The sequence below is a fragment of the Paraburkholderia panacisoli genome (genome assembly GCF_008369935.1).
GTDB lineage: Bacteria > Pseudomonadota > Gammaproteobacteria > Burkholderiales > Burkholderiaceae > Paraburkholderia > Paraburkholderia panacisoli.
Window position 1 is genome coordinate 141,814 of sequence record NZ_VTUZ01000006.1, and the last position, 17,816, is coordinate 159,629.

Annotated in this window: 11 protein-coding genes; 5 read left to right on the forward strand and 6 right to left on the reverse strand. The window is 64.0% G+C overall.

The window, feature by feature from the left end; all coding sequences use genetic code 11:
• Positions 1-57: 57 nt before the first annotated feature.
• From FVF58_RS11325 to FVF58_RS11335, 3 genes are all read left to right on the forward strand, one after another.
• The gene (locus FVF58_RS11325; protein ID WP_149669993.1) at positions 58-1,188 is read left to right on the forward strand and encodes an alginate lyase family protein; all 1,131 of its coding nucleotides are present in this window, start codon (positions 58-60) and stop codon (positions 1,186-1,188) included.
• A gap of 26 nt (positions 1,189-1,214) precedes the next feature.
• Complete coding sequence (locus FVF58_RS11330) at positions 1,215-2,603, forward strand: L-serine ammonia-lyase (RefSeq protein WP_149669994.1); 1,389 nt, start codon at positions 1,215-1,217, stop codon at positions 2,601-2,603.
• Between the two features lie 224 nt (positions 2,604-2,827).
• Positions 2,828-4,546, forward strand: coding sequence for a thiamine pyrophosphate-binding protein (locus tag FVF58_RS11335; RefSeq protein WP_149669995.1), 1,719 nt, complete (start codon positions 2,828-2,830; stop codon positions 4,544-4,546).
• A gap of 112 nt (positions 4,547-4,658) precedes the next feature.
• On the opposite strand, the gene FVF58_RS11340 is transcribed toward FVF58_RS11335, so the two are convergent.
• Both FVF58_RS11340 and putA read right to left on the reverse strand, forming a co-directional pair.
• On the reverse strand, positions 4,659-5,807 hold the full coding sequence (locus FVF58_RS11340; protein WP_149669996.1) for a branched-chain amino acid ABC transporter substrate-binding protein: 1,149 nt from the start codon (positions 5,805-5,807) through the stop codon (positions 4,659-4,661).
• An 87-nt stretch (positions 5,808-5,894) separates the two neighbouring features.
• The gene (gene putA, locus FVF58_RS11345) at positions 5,895-9,824 is read right to left on the reverse strand and encodes a trifunctional transcriptional regulator/proline dehydrogenase/L-glutamate gamma-semialdehyde dehydrogenase (protein WP_149669997.1); all 3,930 of its coding nucleotides are present in this window, start codon (positions 9,822-9,824) and stop codon (positions 5,895-5,897) included.
• A 311-nt stretch (positions 9,825-10,135) separates the two neighbouring features.
• Between putA and FVF58_RS51370 the strand changes: the two genes are divergently transcribed.
• Positions 10,136-10,306, forward strand: coding sequence for a hypothetical protein (locus FVF58_RS51370; protein WP_188130790.1), 171 nt, complete (start codon positions 10,136-10,138; stop codon positions 10,304-10,306).
• Positions 10,307-10,426: 120 nt separating this feature from the next.
• Here FVF58_RS51370 and FVF58_RS54140 read toward each other — a convergent pair whose 3' ends face one another.
• The 4 genes from FVF58_RS54140 to hemE all read right to left on the reverse strand — a co-directional run bounded on the left by FVF58_RS54140 (position 10,427) and on the right by hemE (position 16,076).
• On the reverse strand, positions 10,427-10,558 hold the full coding sequence (locus FVF58_RS54140) for a hypothetical protein (protein ID WP_281291178.1): 132 nt from the start codon (positions 10,556-10,558) through the stop codon (positions 10,427-10,429).
• Positions 10,559-10,671: 113 nt separating this feature from the next.
• Positions 10,672-12,093 (reverse strand): YeiH family protein, encoded by a 1,422-nt coding sequence (locus FVF58_RS11355; protein ID WP_149669998.1) that lies wholly within the window; start codon positions 12,091-12,093, stop codon positions 10,672-10,674.
• Positions 12,094-12,263: 170 nt separating this feature from the next.
• Complete coding sequence (locus tag FVF58_RS11360; RefSeq protein ID WP_149669999.1) at positions 12,264-14,510, reverse strand: primosomal protein N'; 2,247 nt, start codon at positions 14,508-14,510, stop codon at positions 12,264-12,266.
• Positions 14,511-14,975: 465 nt separating this feature from the next.
• On the reverse strand, positions 14,976-16,076 hold the full coding sequence (gene hemE, locus FVF58_RS11365; protein ID WP_149670000.1) for a uroporphyrinogen decarboxylase: 1,101 nt from the start codon (positions 16,074-16,076) through the stop codon (positions 14,976-14,978).
• A gap of 221 nt (positions 16,077-16,297) precedes the next feature.
• Between hemE and FVF58_RS11370 the strand changes: the two genes are divergently transcribed.
• A complete protein-coding gene (locus tag FVF58_RS11370; RefSeq protein ID WP_149670001.1) occupies positions 16,298-17,086 on the forward strand; it encodes a transporter substrate-binding domain-containing protein in 789 nt (262 codons plus the stop codon).
• Positions 17,087-17,816: the final 730 nt, after the last annotated feature.

Below are 17,816 nucleotides of genomic sequence, written 5' to 3' on the forward strand. Positions count from 1 at the left end.
CTCGTGGCCGCAAACGGCTAACATCACACACCGAATCAGCCTAACGAGGAGTTTCGCATGGCGCGAAAGGTGCGATCGATGCAAAGCCGGGCCGCTGCAAGCCGAGTCCGCGTGTGGCGGCAATCCTGCGCACTGTTGGTTGTCGGTGCGGCTGCGCTGCTGCCGCTGCGGCAAGCGCAGGCCGCGATGAATTTCTGTGCGGCGCCCGCGCTGCAAACAAGCGAGCGCACCAACGCCGATCCCGGCGTGAAGGCGCTCGTCGGCAATGTGCAAGCGCATCTGAACGAGCAGCCGCATGCGCTCGCAAAGCTGCATACCGAGGGTACGTTGCCGCACGAGGGCATCTACGATCAGAGCGTCGAAGCGGAGAAGGATCTCGATCTGCTGCGCGACGCCGCGCTCGCGTGGCGCGCGACCAGCGATGACCGCTATCTGAAGCTCGTGGACCGCTTGCTGTACGCGTGGGTCACGACTTATCAGCCCAGCTTCAATCCGATCGACGAGACGCGTTTCGAAGGGCTGATCCTCGCGTACGACATGACGGCGAGCGCGTTGCCCGTAAAGACGCGCAATGCGACGATGGCGTTCCTGACAAAGCTCGCCAACGGCTACATCGCGCAGATCGATGCGCAGCCCAGGCCGCTGAAGGACACCTTCCGCAACAACTGGCAGAGCCACCGCATCAAGCTAATCGCGATGGCCGCATTCACGCTCGATAACCGCAAGATGATCAACGCGGCGCAGCGTCTGTTCGTCGAGCATATCGGCGACAACATCGCGCCGGACGGCTCGACCATCGACTTCAGCGAACGCGACGCGCTGCATTACGTCACCTACGATCTGCAGCCGCTCGTGATGGCCGCGCTGGCCGCGCGCCGCCACAACCGCAACTGGCTGCAGGAGAAGGGTGCGAACGGCGCCACGCTGCTCGCCGCGCTCGACTGGCTCGCGCCGTTTGCGTCCGGCAGCCAGACGCATGAGGAATTCGTGCATTCGAACGTGCCGTTCGATGCAAAGCGTCGTGAGGCCGGCTTGCCTGGCTATTCGGGTCAATGGGACCCGAAGAACGCGACGGAACTGTTTCACCTGGCGGCGCGTCTCGACGGACGCTTTACGCCGATCGCGCTGCAGCTCGCACCGACGCCGCCCGCGTGGCTCGCCGTGTGTTTACCGCTGCCGGCGCGCTAAAATCTACTTATCAGCAGGAGCAGTCAATGGCAGTCAGCGTGTTCGATCTCTTCAAAATCGGCATTGGTCCGTCCAGCTCTCATACAGTTGGGCCGATGCGCGCGGCGTTGATGTTCGCTCAAGGGCTTGAACGCGACGGACTGCTGGATGCGACCGCATCGGTGAAAGTGGATCTGTACGGATCGCTCGGCGCGACCGGCAAAGGGCACGGCACGGATCGCGGCGTGATGCTCGGCCTGATGGGCGATGCGCCCGACACGGTCGACCCGGACACAATCGTGCAACGGCTCGAAGCGGTGCGGGTATCGCGCAAGCTCGCGCTGCTCGGCACGCACGAGGTGCCGTTCGTGCAAAAGGACCACATTTCGTTTTACCGGCAGGCGCTCGCCGAGCACCCGAATGGGCTGAAGCTGCGCGCGTTCGACGCGCAAGGTGAAACGTTGCGCGAGTCGACCTATCTGTCGGTGGGCGGCGGCTTCGTCGTGACGGCCGGCGCACCGAACACGAAGGTGCTGAGCGCCGTCGATCAACTGCCGCACTCGTTTCGCACCGGCAACGAATTGCTCGCGCTGTGTGAATCGACCGGCAAGAGCATCGCTCAGTTGATGTGGGACAACGAGCGCGTCTGGCACACGGAAGAAGAGACGCGCGCCGGCTTGCTGAAAATCTGGGACGTGATGCAGTCGTGCGTGGCGCGTGGCTGCGGCATCAACAACCCCGACGCCGATGGCAACTTGCCTGGGCCCTTCCAGGTGAAGCGCCGCGCGCCGCAGTTGTATCGCGCGCTGTCGGGCAATCCCGAGCTGGCGCTGCGCGATCCGTTGTCGATGATCGACTGGATCAATCTCTATGCGATCGCCGTCAACGAAGAGAACGCCGCAGGCGGCCGCGTCGTTACCGCGCCGACCAACGGCGCCGCCGGCATCATTCCGGCCGTGCTGCATTACTACACGCGCTTCATGCCCGGCTCGAACCAGCAGGGCGTGATCGACTTCCTGATGACGGCGGCGGCGATCGGCATTCTGTACAAACTGAACGCGTCGATTTCCGGCGCGGAAGTGGGCTGCCAAGGCGAGGTGGGCGTGGCCTGTTCGATGGCGGCGGGCGCGCTCGCCGCCGTAATGGGCGGCACGCCGAAGCAGGTCGAGAACGCCGCCGAAATCGGCATGGAGCACAACCTTGGACTGACCTGCGATCCGGTCGGCGGGATGGTGCAGATTCCGTGCATCGAACGCAACGCGATGGCCTCGGTGAAGGCGGTCAACGCGGCGCGCATGGCGTTGCGCGGCGACGGCAGCCACTACGTGTCGCTCGATTCGGTCATCAAGACCATGCGCGAGACCGGCGCGGATATGAAGACCAAGTACAAGGAAACGTCGCGGGGCGGGTTGGCGGTGAACATCGTCGAGTGCTGAGGCACGTTGTCTGATTGCGCATGAAAACGCGAGCCGAGGCTCGCGTTTCCGTTTGCGCGTTCGCTGTTCATGTTCTCGCTTCGCGGCAAGACAGTTGCGCTGCGCCATGACAGCGAACACGCGCTCGGCGTAAGCTGTCGAGGCGCTCATCGGCCAACGTCCCGCGTTCCGTCGATGCGACAATATCCAACCGCACTCACGCACTGCCTGGAGGCTTCTTCGCAATGTCACTGCCGAATGCTCCCGTTTCAGATTCCAACGTTGCTCGCACGACGGGCGCACGTCTCATCGTCGATGCTTTGCTCACGCACGGTGTCGAACGCGTTTTCTGTGTTCCCGGCGAGAGCTTTCTCGCCGTGCTGGATTCGCTGCACGACGAGACTGAACACATCCAGACCATTGTTTGCCGCCATGAAGCCGCAGCGGCGAACATGGCGGAAGCGGTCGGCAAACTGACGGGCCGCCCAGGCGTCGCGCTCGTCACGCGTGGACCGGGCGCAACGCATGCGTCGATCGGCGTGCATACCGCGTTTCAGGACTCCACGCCGATGATCCTGCTGATCGGCCAATGCGCTCGCGAACATCTCGACCGCGAGGCTTTCCAGGAAATCGACTATCGGCGCATGTTTGGTCAGATGGCGAAGTGGGTCGCGCAGATCGACGATCCGAAGCGCATTCCCGAATATCTGAGCCATGCGTTTCATACGGCGACCTCCGGGCGGCCGGGGCCGGTCGTGCTGTCACTGCCGGAAGATGTGTTGAGCGATGCATGCGATGCCGTGGCCGGCGTTCCGGCCTATCAGCGCGTGGCGGCGTCGCCGTCCGGCGCGCAGATCGAGAAGCTGCGCGTGTTGCTCGAAGGCGCGCAGCGGCCGATGGTGATTGCGGGCGGCAGCGGCTGGACGCCGGCCGCATGCGCGGACCTGCGGCGCTTCGTCGAGAACTGGCAATTGCCGGTCGGCCTCGCGTTCCGTTTTCAGGACACGCTCGATAACGACCATCCGAACTACGCGGGCGATGTCGGCCTCGGCATCAATCCGGCGTTGGCGCAACGCATCCGCGACGCCGACTTGCTGCTCGTACTCGGCCCACGCCTGGGCGAAGCGACAACGAACGGCTACACGCTGCTCGACATCCCGAAGACGAAGCAGACACTTGTGCACGTGCATCAAGGCGCGGAAGAGTTGGGACGCGTGTATGTCGCGGATTTGCCGATCGTCTCCGGCATGCCCGAGTTGGCTGCGCTGCTGGCTGTGTTGCAGCCGTCTTCTGGCGCTTTGGCCTGGGCAGGCACGGCCGAGGACGCGCACCGCGCGTATCTCGAGTGGCGCAAGCCGCGCCCGATTCCCGGTGACGTGCAAATGGGCGAAGTGATCCAGCAATTGCGCGCGCATCTGCCGGACGACGCGATCCTCACGAACGGCGCGGGCAATTACGCGACGTGGCTGCATCGGCACTTCTCGTATCGGCACTATCGCTCGCAGCTCGCGCCGACAAGTGGCGCGATGGGCTATGGCGTGCCGGCGGCGATCGCGGCGAAGTCGATGTATCCGCAGCGTGCGGTCGTCGCGCTCGCCGGCGACGGCTGCTTCATGATGGCCGCGCAGGAACTGGCGACAGCGATGCAGTACGACCTTCACGTGCTTTTCATCGTCGTGAACAACAGCCAGTTCGGCACGATCCGGATGCATCAGGAGCGGCATTATCCGAACCGCGTGCATGGCACCGGGCTGACGAATCCGGACTTCGCGGCATTCGCGCGGTCGTTCGGCGCGCATGGCGAGACCGTGGAACGGACCGAGGATTTTCTGCCCGCGTTGCAACGGGCGATGAGCGCGCAACGCGCGGCGGTGATCGAGATTCGCATGACGCAGGAAGCGAGTACGCCGGGCGCGACGCTGGAGCAGATCCGTGAGCAGGGACGGAACATGCGCGGGGAGTAGTAGTGCGGGGCTGGTCGAGTGGCGGTAGTGCGGAGCAACTGCCCCATAAAGAAACCCCGCCGAAGCGGGGTTTCTTTCATCATCAAAAGCAGAGCAAGCAGCAAAAACCCGCTTACTTTCCGCCCACGCTTTGCAGCGTCGTCCACTTGCCGTCGACCACCTTGTACAGCGTGATGCCGCCGTTCTTCAGGTCACCGCGGCTGTCGTACGCGAGGTCCGACGACGTCACCGCCGGCATCGAGGTCTTCGCGAGCACCGGCAGATATTTGGCCGGATCGGTCGAGTTGGCGGTCTTCATTGCAGCGAACATCGCCATTGCGCCGTCATAAGCGTACGGCGAGTACGTTTGCACGTCTTCGTTGAAACGCTTCTTGTACTTCGCGACGTAGTCCTTGCCGCCCGGCATTTCTTCCAGCGGCAAGCCGGCAAGCGATGCCACCGTGCCGTTGGCCGCGTCACCCGCGAGCTTGATGAACGTCGGCGTGTGAACCATTTCGCCGCCCATCAGCGGCGCCTTCACGCCCAGCTGCTTCATCTGCTTGACCATCGGTGCCGCTTGCGAATCCGCGCCGCCGTAATAGATCAGGTCCGGGTTCGCCGACTTCAGCTTGGTCAGGATCGACTTGAAATCCACCGCTTTGTCGTTCGTGTATTCACGATCGACGATCGTCGCGCCCGCCGCCTTCGCCGCCTTTTCGAACTGATCGGCCAAACCCTGGCCGTAAGCCGTGCGATCATCGACGATCGCGATCTTCTTCATGCCGAGGTTCTTGACCGCGAACGCGCCGGCGACCGAACCTTGCTGCGTGTCGGACGTCATCATGCGGAAGGTGGTCTTGAAGCCTTGCTGCGTGTATTCCGGCGCCGTCGCCATGGCGATCTGCGGAATGCCCGCGTTCGCGTAGATGCGCGAAGCCGGGATCGTGGTGCCCGAATTGAAGTGGCCGAGCATGCCCTTGATGCCGTCATCCACCAGCTTTTGCGCGACGGTCGTGCCGGTGCGCGGGTCAGCCTGGTCGTCGGCCGCATCCAACACGAAGCGAACCGGCTTGCCGCCGATCACCGGCTTGGTCGCGTTCATTTCTTCCACTGCCAGCGTGATGCCGTTCTGGAAGTCCTTGCCGTAGTGAGCCTGCGCGCCCGTCATCGGACCGGCGAAACCCACCTTCACGTCTTCCGTCGATTGAGCGTTGGCCGTCCCCGCCAGCGACATTGCCGCAACCAGCGCTGCGCCTGCCAGCTGTTTCATCTTGTGTTGCATAGCTTCTCCTTGGTACCAGGTGTAATGGAGCGGTATCGGGGTCGCCGTACCGCTTCCGTTTTATTGAGGGGATCGTGTGAGGTTCGCTCAACCGATCGTCATCAAATTCGCGTTGCCGCCTGCTGCTGCCGTATTCACGCTGACCGAGCGTTCCGTCAACAGCCGCTCGAGCGCGTAATCCTCTTCGCCGCTTTCCAGCGCGCGCGCCGCGACGCCCTGCACCGAGACGATCGGCCCGGGGCGCTTCGCGACTTCCTTCACCAGCGCAAGCAGTTCGTCACTGTCGCCTTCAAACAGCACGGCGTCGAACGGCGCGTCGGCGCTCTTCTTCACACTGGCATACGACTTCAGCGATGCGGGCAACTGCGAAACCAATTGTTCACCCGCCGCGCCTTCGAACAGCGCGCGATTTCCCGTAGCCAGCGTTGCGGCGAACTGCACGCGCGCCCCGCTCGCCGTCGACGCGACACACAGCACCGTGCCGCGCGCGCCCAGCGTGTAGGTGTTGCGCTCGCCGGTGGGTCCCGACAACACCGCGGTCGCGCCCGCCGGCACATGCGACAGATAACCGTCGCAGCGTGCCGCCAGTTGCGGCTGGCGCTCGGCGATCAGCCAGTCGCGCAACGCAGTCAATGCGACGGACGGATTGTCGCTGTTTTCGGCGCTTTGCGGTACATCCGCAACCAAAGCCTGCGCAAGCGACTTCGGCAAACCCGCCGGACGCGTGGCGAGCAGTCGCTGCAGATACAGCGCGCCGCCCGCTTTCGGCCCCGTGCCCGACAGGCCTTCGCCGCCGAACGGCTGCACACCCACCACCGCGCCGATCACGTTGCGGTTCACGTAGATGTTGCCGACGTGCGCGCGGCTGATCACGTGCGCGATCGTTTCATCGATCCGCGTATGGATGCCGAGCGTCAGGCCGTAGCCGGTCGTGCGAATCTGTTCGAGCAGCTTGTCCAGTTGGCTGCGGCGGTAACGCACCACGTGCAGCACCGGCCCGAACACTTCGCGCTTCAGTTCGTCGATGCTGTCGAGCTCGATCAGCGTCGGCGGCACGAAGGTGCCCTGCGCCGTGCCTTCGGGCATCGGCAGTTGCTCGACCTTGCGGCCTTTCTCGCGCATCGCCGCGACGTGCGCGTCGATGCCGCGTTTCGCGTCGAGGTCGATCACCGGGCCGACGTCGATCGACAGTCGATCCGGATTGCCGACCGCCAGTTCGCGCATTGCGCCCGTCAGCATTTCGAGCGTGCGATCCGCGACATCGTCCTGTAGACAAAGAACGCGCAACGCCGAACAACGTTGACCGGCCGAGTCGAACGACGATTGCAGCACGTCCGCCACCACCTGCTCGGCGAGCGCCGACGAGTCGACAATCATCGCGTTCTGGCCGCCCGTTTCGGCGATCAGCGGAATCGGCTTGCCGTCCGGATCGAGGCGGTTCGACAGCGTCTTGTTGATCAGGCGCGCGACTTCGGTGGAGCCGGTGAACATCACTGCGCGAGTGCGCGCGTCGGCCACCAGCGCGGCACCGACGGTTTCACCGTCGCCCGGCAGCAGTTGCACCGCGCCGGCCGGCACACCGGCTTCGCGCAGAATCCGCACGGCTTGCGCGGCGATCAGCGGCGTCTGTTCAGCGGGCTTGGCGAGCACCGTGTTACCGGCGGCCAGCGCCGCCGCCACCTGGCCCATGAAGATCGCCAGCGGGAAATTCCACGGACTGATACAGACCACGGGTCCGAGCGGACGATGCGTATCGTTCGAGAACTCGTCGCGAATCTGCGTGGAGTAGTAGCGCAGGAAATCAATCGCCTCGCGGATTTCAGCGACCGCGTTCGCCAGCGATTTACCCGCTTCGCGCACCACCAACCCCATCAGCGTATGCATCTGCGCTTCGAGCAGATCGGCGGCACGGGCGAGGCAATCGGCGCGGGCGTCGACCGGCGTCGCTTGCCAGATCGGCGCGGCGGCAACCGCATGCGCGAGCGCGGCGCTCACGTGATCCGGCGTCGCCTCGACGACCGTGCCGACGAGGTCGCGGTGATCGGCCGGATTGCGCACGTCGCGCGCAATGCCCACGGCGATCTCGTTGTCTTCGAGCATCGGCGCGGCGCGCCACGGATGATGCGCGCTCGCCAGCAACGCCGACGACAGCGACGCAAGGCGATGCTCGTTCGACAGATCGAGGCCCATCGAATTGAGACGCTCGGCGCCATACAGATTGCGCGGCAGCGGAATCTTCGCGTGCGGCGCGCCGAGCGGCACGATCCTGGACGCTTCGTCGACCGGGTCGGCGATCAGGTCCTTGATCGCGACGTTTTCATCGGCGATGCGGTTCACGAACGATGTGTTCGCGCCGTTTTCCAGCAGACGGCGCACGAGGTACGCGAGCAGCGTTTCGTGCGTGCCCACCGGCGCGTAGACACGGCACGGACGGTTCAGCTTGTCGCGGCCGGTGACTTCCTCGTACAGCGGCTCGCCCATGCCGTGCAAGCACTGGAACTCGTACTGGCCGGGATAGTAGTTGTTGCCCGCGAGGTGATAGATCGCCGACAGCGTGTGCGCGTTGTGCGTGGCGAACTGCGGATAGACTGCGTCGGGCGCGCCGAGCAGCTTCTTCGCGCACGCGAGATACGACACGTCCGTGTAGATCTTGCGCGTGTAGACCGGATAGCCTTCGAGGCCGTCCACTTGCGCGCGCTTGATTTCGGTGTCCCAGTACGCACCCTTCACGAGGCGCACCATGATGCGGTGACGGCTGCGGCGCGCCAGATCGATGATGTATTCGATCACGAACGGGCAGCGCTTCTGATACGCCTGCACCACGAAGCCGATGCCGTTCCAGCCGGCCAGTTCCGGATCGAAGCACAGCGCTTCGAGCAGATCGAGCGAGATTTCGAGGCGGTCGGCTTCTTCGGCATCGATGTTCAGGCCGATGTCGTAACGACGCGCGAGGATCGCGAGGGAGCGCACGCGCGGCAGCAGTTCGCTCATCGTGCGCTCCTGCTGCGAGCGCGAGTAGCGTGCATGCAAAGCCGAGAGCTTGATCGAGATGCCCGGGCCTTCGTAGATGCCACGGCCGCCGGCGGCCTTGCCGATCGCGTGGATCGCCTGTTCGTACGACGCGTAGTAGCGCTGCGCATCGGCTTCGGTGGTGGCCGCTTCGCCGAGCATGTCGTACGAGTAGCGGAAGCCGCGCGCTTCGTATTTGCGGCTGTTGGCGAGCGCCTCGGAAATGTTCTCACCGGTGACGAACTGCTCGCCCATCAGGCGCATCGCCATATCAACGCCCTTGCGAATCAGCGGCTCACCGCCCTTGCCGATCAAACGCGTGAGCGCCGACGACAGCCCCGTTTCGCTGTTGGTCGTCACCAGCTTGCCGGTGATCATCAAGCCCCACGTAGCGGCATTGACGAACAGCGACGGCGCCTGGCCGACGTGCGACTTCCAGTCGCCCTTGCTGATTTTGTCGCGGATCAGCGCATCGCGGGTCGCGCGATCCGGGATGCGCAGCAGCGCTTCGGCGAGGCACATCAGCGCCACGCCTTCCTGGCTCGACAGCGAGAATTCGTGAATCAGACCTTCGACGCCGCCACCCTTGCTCTTCGAGCGCAGCGTCTCGACCAGCTTGCCGGCCATGGCCTGTACGTCGTCCGCGAGAGTCGCCGGCAAACGCGCCTGGCCGAGCAGGAACGGCACACATTCGGGTTCCGGACGGCGGTACGCAGCGGTGATCGCCGCGCGCAGCACCGATTGCGGTTGCACGTTTTGCGCGAACTCGAGGAACGGGTGCGACGCACCGTCTTCCTCCTGCTCGACCGCCGCGCCGTCGGCCAGATCGGCAGTGCCTGTCGCGCCCGACAGTTCCGGTGGCAGTTGGCCGTGCTCGATGCGCTCCAGATAGGCGAAGATAGCCTGCTTGATCAGCCAGTGCGGAGTGCGTTCGAGACGGGCGGCGGCATCTTTCAGCCGGGAACGCAGGAGGTCGTCGACCTTGACGCCAAGGGTGGTGCTAGCCATGTTTCCTTCTTCGGAGACCAGACGAATGCCTGATAAAAGACTAAAAGTTGGGCGAATCGTACGCCTCCCAATAAAAAGGTGCAACCATTGTGAGAAGATGGTTGCACCCCGCTGGGAGCCCTGTGCGGCGGGGGTTTCCGGCTGACGGTGCGACACGCGGCGGCGGCGGTTGCGATCAGTACTTTCCCTGGCGTGATTCTTTTTGCATTTACTCTTATTAAATGAGCCGGCGCGCCGTTAAACAGGCGTAGTGACACGCGGCCTCACGGCACGCACAAAAAACGATACGGGGTTTCTGAGGGACCGGTGAAATGGAAAAATGGCTGGTGATATTCGGCATCTGGGTGATGTGCGCGGCCTGTGCGGTGCTGTTCATTCGAGGCGCGACGGGGGCCTCGAATCGGCGCGCGGCCGAAGAGGAACGCGCACGTGCGGCATCGCGTGCATCGGCTGGCGATACGCGGACTGCGTTGAACGACTGAGCGGCGCACGTCGCGGCTCGGCGGGGGTTCGGAATTGGGATGGCGCACCATGCTCCGCTGAGCATGGGCTGAGGAACGTGCGTCCCGGCTTGCAGCCGGGGCACACGGTGAGCGCTCGTGTCAGCGCGCCAGGACCACCTCGAACCGCGCGCAGACATCACCCGGCGACACGAGCTGGTCATGCAGCCGGCACAGCCGGCTGTCCGCGACGCTCGCGCCGAATCCGGAGCTGAAAGCCGTGAGGCCTGGCACGCTCTGCTCCAACGAATGTCTGTCTTCCGCGCGATACCGGCAGCTTGCGCAACGCGGTGCGCAAGCTTCGGCGTGCGCGTCCGCCGTGTCGGCGGCTCGACCGGCCATGTAAGTCACGATCCCTGCCCCAGACTGTTCCAGTACGCCGCGAACACGTGCGCGGACAGCGCGTAGCCGATCGCGATATTGACCGCCACACCCGCCGTGAACGCGAGGAACGGCTTCAGGCCGGTGGCCGTGAGCGAGCGCAAGCGCGTAGTCAAGCCGATGCTGAGGAAGCAGAACGTAAACGCCCACGTGCGCAGTACGGTGATCGGCGCGACGAACTCGGGCGTGACGATCTTGCGGTAATCGGCCAGCGAATAGTGGCTGGCGATCCATGTCACCAGCGCGGACGCGACGACGAAACCGATCACGAATTTCGGAAAGCGCGTCCAGATCTCCGCGGCATTCGCCTTCGCTTTTACACCGCTATCCTGCGATTCCCAGCGCGTCGTCGCGACGATCGCCAGCACGAACGCCCAGATGCCGATCCAGATATCGCGGCCGACCACCTTCATCAGCGTGAACGCCTGCAGCGACGCCTCCGGCGCGCCGGCAATCGCGCCGCCCGCGTGTTTTGCGAAGTCGCCATAGGCTTGCGCTGCCGCGATGCCGGCGGCGTCGGCGAATTCGGAGGTGCCGATCCACGCGCCGGCGACCGCCGTCGACAGGCCGAGTGAACGCGACGCGAACGGCAATACGAAGATCATCACGATCGCCCAGAGGACCACCAGCGTGATCGCCACCGACGCCTGTTCGCGTTTGGCCCGCACCGCGCCGGCGATCGCGATCGCTGCCGACACGCCGCACACGGCGCCCCCCACGCCGAGCACGGCGGCGAAACGTCGGTCGAGGCCGAACGCCTTAGCGGCGTAGAAAATCACGAAGAACGTCACGAGCGACACGATGGTCGCCTGCGCGACCGCCACCGGTCCGGCCCACACCAGCAGTGTGAACGGCAGCGTCGCGCCGAGCAGCACGATGCCGACCTTGATATAGAACTCGACGCGCAAGCCAGCCGCGAACCACTCCGGCAACGTGAACACGTTGGAAATCAGCAGCCCCAGCGCCAATGCGACGAGCGGCGGCTCCAGGTTGTACTTCGACGCGTTGACCCATGCGCCCAGCGTGAAGATCAGCGCCGACGCGATGAAGAGGATCAGAAACGCCGCAAGGAAGGCGCCGACACGCTGCTTCAACAGCGCAAGGCTCGCGCCGAAGAGCAGCGCGAACACGACGAACAACGCGACGTAGTTCGGCAGATGCCTGCCGAAGTCCTGCGCCGTCTGCGCCACGCTCGACCATTTGGCGGGCGCGACCGCCAACCACCTGATGCTGCTGCCCGAGGCGAACAGCGCCCAGGCGATCACGATCACCAGCAGGCCGACCCACACGGCGAGCCAGTCTTCAGTCAGCAGGAGTCCACCGCCGTGGGTGCCTTGGCGCCGTGCCGGCGCCGCGTCGCTCGGCAAGGTCTGGTTGGTGTCGCTCATCGCAAATGCCTCGGGAAAGTTGACGTGCATCGGCGCTGAAATGGGGAGTTTTTGTCTGGATGAGCGCCGATTCGGCGAATATAGGCGAGCGGCATCGCAAAGCGAAACGACCATTCGCTCTATCAATATGACTCAAAGAAGTAATGCCGCTCGCGGGCTGGCAAGCGGGGTCAGATGTCGAGCGGATCGACTTCGAGATTCCAGCGCAGCACGCCTTTCAAGCCCCGCAGCAGCGGCTGCCAGGCGCGCAAAGTGGCCTGCAACGCAGCCCGCGATGCGCTTTCGATCAGTAACTGCGCGCGATGCACGTGCATCACCTTGACGATGGTCAGCGGCACGGCGTCGTAGACGGTCACGCGCTCGGCGGCCGCGATGCTGGTCAGCTGCGCCGCGGCCTGTTGCAGGAAAGCGAGCGCCGCCTCCAGCGTGCGGCCCTCGGCGCGCAGCAGCGCCTGATAGACGAACGGCGGCAGGTGCGCGTCGCGCCGCTCGGCGAGCGTGGAATTGGCGAAACCGACATAGTCGTGGCGACTTAGCGCGTGATACAGCGCGTGACGCGGATAACGCGTTTGCACCAGCACCTCGCCGGGCAAACCCGCGCGGCCGGCCCGGCCGCTCACTTGCATCAGTTGAGCGAACAGGCGCTCGCTCGCACGGAAGTCGTGGGAGAACAGCGCGGTGTCGGCATTCAGCACGCCAACCAGTGACACGCGCTGGAAGTCGTGGCCCTTCGCGATCATCTGCGTGCCGACAAGAATATCGACCTCGCCCGCGTGGACATCGGAGAACAGCGCTTGCGCGCTTCCCTTGCGACGCGTGCTGTCGGCGTCGATACGCAGCACGCGGGCGCCGGGCACCGCGCTCGCGAGCGTCTCTTCGACGCGCTGTGTGCCTCGCCCCATCGGCGCGATATCGACGTTGCCGCATTCCGGGCACGAGCGTGGAATGCGTGACTCCCAGCCGCAGTGATGGCAGCGCAGCGCGCGCTCTGGCTTGTGTAGCACGACGTAGGCGCTGCAGCGCGGACAACCGGCGACCCAACCACATGCATCGCAGGCAAGTTGCGGCGCGTAGCCGCGGCGGTTCAGGAATACGAGGCTTTGCTCGCCGCGCTCGACGCGCGCCTTCAGCGCGGCGATCAGCGGTCCCGACAGACCTTCCACCGACGCCCGCCCGCGCCTGCGCTCCTCTTCCAGATCGATCAGCTTCACGCTCGGCAACACCGCGTCGGCGACCGCCCTGCGCGATAGGGTGAGGCGCTTGTAGCGCCCCTGGTCGGCCTGCCACCAGCTTTCCAGCGACGGCGTCGCCGAGCCGAGCACGACGGGCAAACCCAGTTGCTTCGCGCGGTAGATCGCCAGATCGCGCGCGGAATAGCGCAAGCCTTCCTGTTGCTTGTAGGCCGGATCGTGCTCCTCGTCGACGACAATGATCGCGAGCCTCGGCAGCGACGCCAGCACCGCGAGGCGCGTGCCGAGCACGATGCGGGCGCGGCCGGTGTGCGCGGCGAACCAGTTGCGGGCCCGTTCGCCCTCCGCGAGACCGCTATGCAGCGTGACGATCGACGTGCCGTCCAGCGCGGCGAAGCGCGCGCGGAAGGCCGCCTCGAATTGCGGCGTCAGATTGATTTCGGGCACGAGGACGAGCGCCTGCGCGTCGGGCTTTGCGGACAGGATCTCGGCGAGCGCGCGTAGATACACCTCGGTCTTGCCGCTGCCCGTCACGCCGTGCAGCAGGAACGGCGCGAAGCCGTGCGCGTCGCGGATCGCTTCGACGGCGGCCGCCTGCTCGTCGGTGAGCGTCGGCAGCGCGGGCGCGGGCGTGTCCGGCGACGGTGGGGCGGCAAGCACCGCGGCGGCTTCGATGACGTCCAGCGCGGCCCAGCCTTGCTCACGCCACGCGTCCAGGCTTGCAAGCGCCTTGGGGTGCAGCGCGCGGGCGTCGGTAGCCAGCAGGAAGTCGGTTTCGGCCAATGCCTGCGCCAACTTTCTCAACGCGCTGGCGCGGGCGGGCAGGGCGGCAGGCAGCGCCTGCCGGCCCTCGGGCGTGAGGCTATAGCGCTCTTCCGGCGCAAACAGGCGCGACCAGCGCGACGCATCGCGCAACGCTTGTGGCAATGCGGGCAGCGCCACTTCGCCGAGGCCGCGATGGTAGTAGTCCGCGGCGAAGGCGGCCAATTTCAGCCATTCCTTCGATACCGGCGGGCAGGCCGTGCAAACGCTGCTCGCCGAGCGCAGCCGCTCGGCGGGCACATCACTGTGAGCGGTCACTTCGCACACGAGCCCCACTACATGCCGCTTGCCGAACGGTACGCTGACGAGCATGCCCGACGCCGCGGGTTCGGGCGCGTCGTAACGGTAGTCGAACAGCGTCGGCAGCGGATGATCCAGCGCGACACGGACAAATACTTCGCTCACGCGGCAGAGGAAAGAGGAAGGGCCGGCGCGAGGCGACGCTGCACCGTGATGAACATCGAGTCGATGACGCGGCGCTCGAAGTTAAAGTAAAACTTCAATAACGGCGCTAAGTTTTGGATTCGGCTGAAGAATTGCACTCGGTCCGCTGGCCTGTGGATAACTTTGTTAAGAACTTTGTTCCGATGGGCCGCAAACCGCGCCGCAGCGGCCTTCTGTGGGCTTCCGCACATTTCCCCCGGAAGCCGCCAAACCCTTGCCAGACAAGGCTTAGATCAAATGTGCCCGCACTGTGCAAGGGTCAGGACACGACTACAGCCTCTACCGCGCCGCAGCGTGACGAATGTGCATAAGTCAAGCCTTGACATTCGTGGGAGCGCCATCTGACGGCCCATGGACTGCAAATTTCCCCTTAGGCCGAGAGCCCACTTCGCTGCGTCGCAACAAAAACTGGTAACGATTACGGCTTCATGCCGGTGCATGAGCGCCGCTGCGAATCGCGCGGCTATGACGATGGACTTCGTCGACCAGTTCGGCAACGTTCTCCGGCGGCGTGAACTGCGAAATACCGTGCCCGAGATTGAAGACGTGCCCAGGATGATTGCCGAAGCTGTCGAGCACCGCGCGCGCTTCCATGCGAATCGAAGCCGGCGGCGCAAACAGTACCGACGGGTCGATATTGCCTTGGAGCGCGACCTTGCCGCCCACCCGCTCACGCGCCTTGCGCAAATTCACCGTCCAGTCGAGGCCAACCGCATCCACGCCGATCTCGGCGATCTCGTCGAGCCACAGGCCACCGCCCTTCGTGAAGGTGATCACCGGGACCTTCTCGCCGTCGTGATCGCGCTTCAGCTGGCTCACCACCTGTTGGATGTACTGCAGCGAAAAACGTTGATAGACGCCGTCCGCCAGCGCCCCGCCCCACGTGTCGAAAATCATTACCGCTTGCGCGCCGGCTTCGATCTGGGCGTTCAGGTAGGCCGCGACCGACCGGGCATTGACGTCCAGAATGCGGTGCATCAGGTCTGGACGCGCGTAGAGCATCGACTTGACGGTGCGGAAATCCGCCGAACCGCCGCCTTCGACCATGTAGCACGCCAACGTCCACGGGCTGCCCGAAAAGCCGATCAGCGGCACGCGCTGGCGGCCTTGCGCGTCCGTGAGCGCGGTGCGGATTTCGCGCACCGCGTCGGTCACGTAACGCAGCGTCGCGTCGATGTCCGGCACCGCCAGGCGCGCGACATCCTCTTCCGTGCGCACCGGGCGCGCGAATTTCGGCCCCTCGCCAGTAACGAATTCGAGCCCCAGGCCCATCGCGTCGGGCACGGTCAAGATGTCGGAGAACAGGATTGCGGCGTCGAGCGGATAGCGCTCGAGCGGCTGCAGCGTGACTTCCGTCGCGAACGCCGGGCTCTTCGCCAAGCCGAGGAAACTGCCCGCGCGACCCCGCGTGGCGTTGTATTCCGGCAAGTAGCGGCCAGCCTGCCGCATCAGCCAGATCGGTGTGTAGTCGGTCGGCTGGCGCAGCAGCGCGCGCAGGAAGGTGTCGTTCAGGAGTTTATGGGCCACGGTGCGTACGACTGAGGGCAAAAGGGCATTTTACCCGGAGCCGGCTCGCCGCATCGCGCCTGATGCGGTCAATAACCGTTGCGCGAACGGCTTGCGGACGGTATTTCAATGCCGATTGCGGCGCGCTGACCTGGCTGAACGGCCGATGTTCAAGCCGGCCTTGCCGGGCTACTATCGCACCGTCTTATCAGGCAATTACATACAAACAATAAGGAGACTCGATGAACAAGCCAGCACTCGCCATCCTCGGCGCGCTCACCGGCGTTTTGATGTACGCAGGCGTAGCTGGTGCGCAGACCACCGCCGCGCCTTCCCGGCTCGATGAAATTCTCAGCCGCGGCACGCTGCGCGCCTGCACGACCGGTGACTACAAACCGTATTCGTTCCATAAAGGCGACGGCCAGTTCGAGGGCATCGATATCGACATGACGGAGTCGCTCGCCAAGTCGCTTGGTGTGAAAGCGGAGTTCGTCAAAACGTCGTGGTCGAACCTGATGAACGACTTCGTCGAGAAATGCGATATCGGCGTGGGCGGCGTATCGCCTACGCTCGAGCGGCAAAAGCGCGCGTTTTTCACGCAGGCTTATATGATCGACGGCAAAACACCGATCGTTCGGTGCGACGACGTCAACAAATATCAGACGGTCGCCCAGATCGACCAGCCGGCGACACGGGTAATCGTCAATCCGGGCGGCACCAACGAGCGTTTCGCCAAGCAGTACTTCCAGCATGCGAACGTGACCGTCTATCCCGACAACGTGACGATCTTCAAGCAGATCCTGGCCGGCAAGGCGGATGTGATGGTGACCGACGCGTCGGAAACGCTGTTGCAGCAAAAGTTGAATCCGGGTCTTTGCTCCGTGCATCCGGACAAACCGTTTCAGTACGGCGAGAAGGCCTGGCTGGTGCCGCGCGGCGATGTTGCGTTCCAGCAATACGTCGACCAATGGTTGCACCTCGCGCGAGCGACTGGCGAATATCAGGCTATTTCGGATAAATGGCTCAAATAAGGTTGCTGTAAGCCGGGCCGCCTGTGTTGGTTTATCGGGAGACGCAGGCGGCTAGTCAGGCCAGATTTTTCATCGTGCCCCGCGATCATGTAACCGAATCCTCAGCTTTTAAGAAAAAACCGAACAAAGCACCGAAATGTGGCGCTGGCGAATCAGCCCCATTTGCTGGCGAGTCAAATAAGTGAAAAATGCTGCGACGCAGCACGTCAATCTCATTGCGTGAGAGGAGATTTCGAGCGTCCCAGAAACTCGTGTAACAGGGCGGTTCATCTCAAAAAAGATGCATGTGCAACTATTTCATGCGGAACAGACTGAACGGATTATTCCGCGATATGCGTCACGATTAGCATCAATCATGCGTATGAAATTGCGCATCAGTCATGGGTAAAAATTACTTTTGGTACGATTTGATTCAGCAATAAATCCCGGCATGCCTTATCTGGCGGGCGTTACAACCTGAAACACTTTGTTACCGCGCGGCTAGATTAATTCGCCCACAATGCCCTCAACGGTTTCAACACGGATGTGGCTGGGTGCGTGGTGTGAGCGGATACGATGCACTTGCCGGTCGGCGTATGCCGAAGCCCTGTGAAGGGGCATCCCTGCTGGGGCCGTAGTTCGGCGCAGGGTCGTCGTTCAAGTCGGTTCCAACTTTGGTCTCCTCGCGCTAACCCCGTAGCGTGTGGTTTTTAGCGGGCTCCAGGCCCGCTTTTTTTTCGTCTGGTTAAAC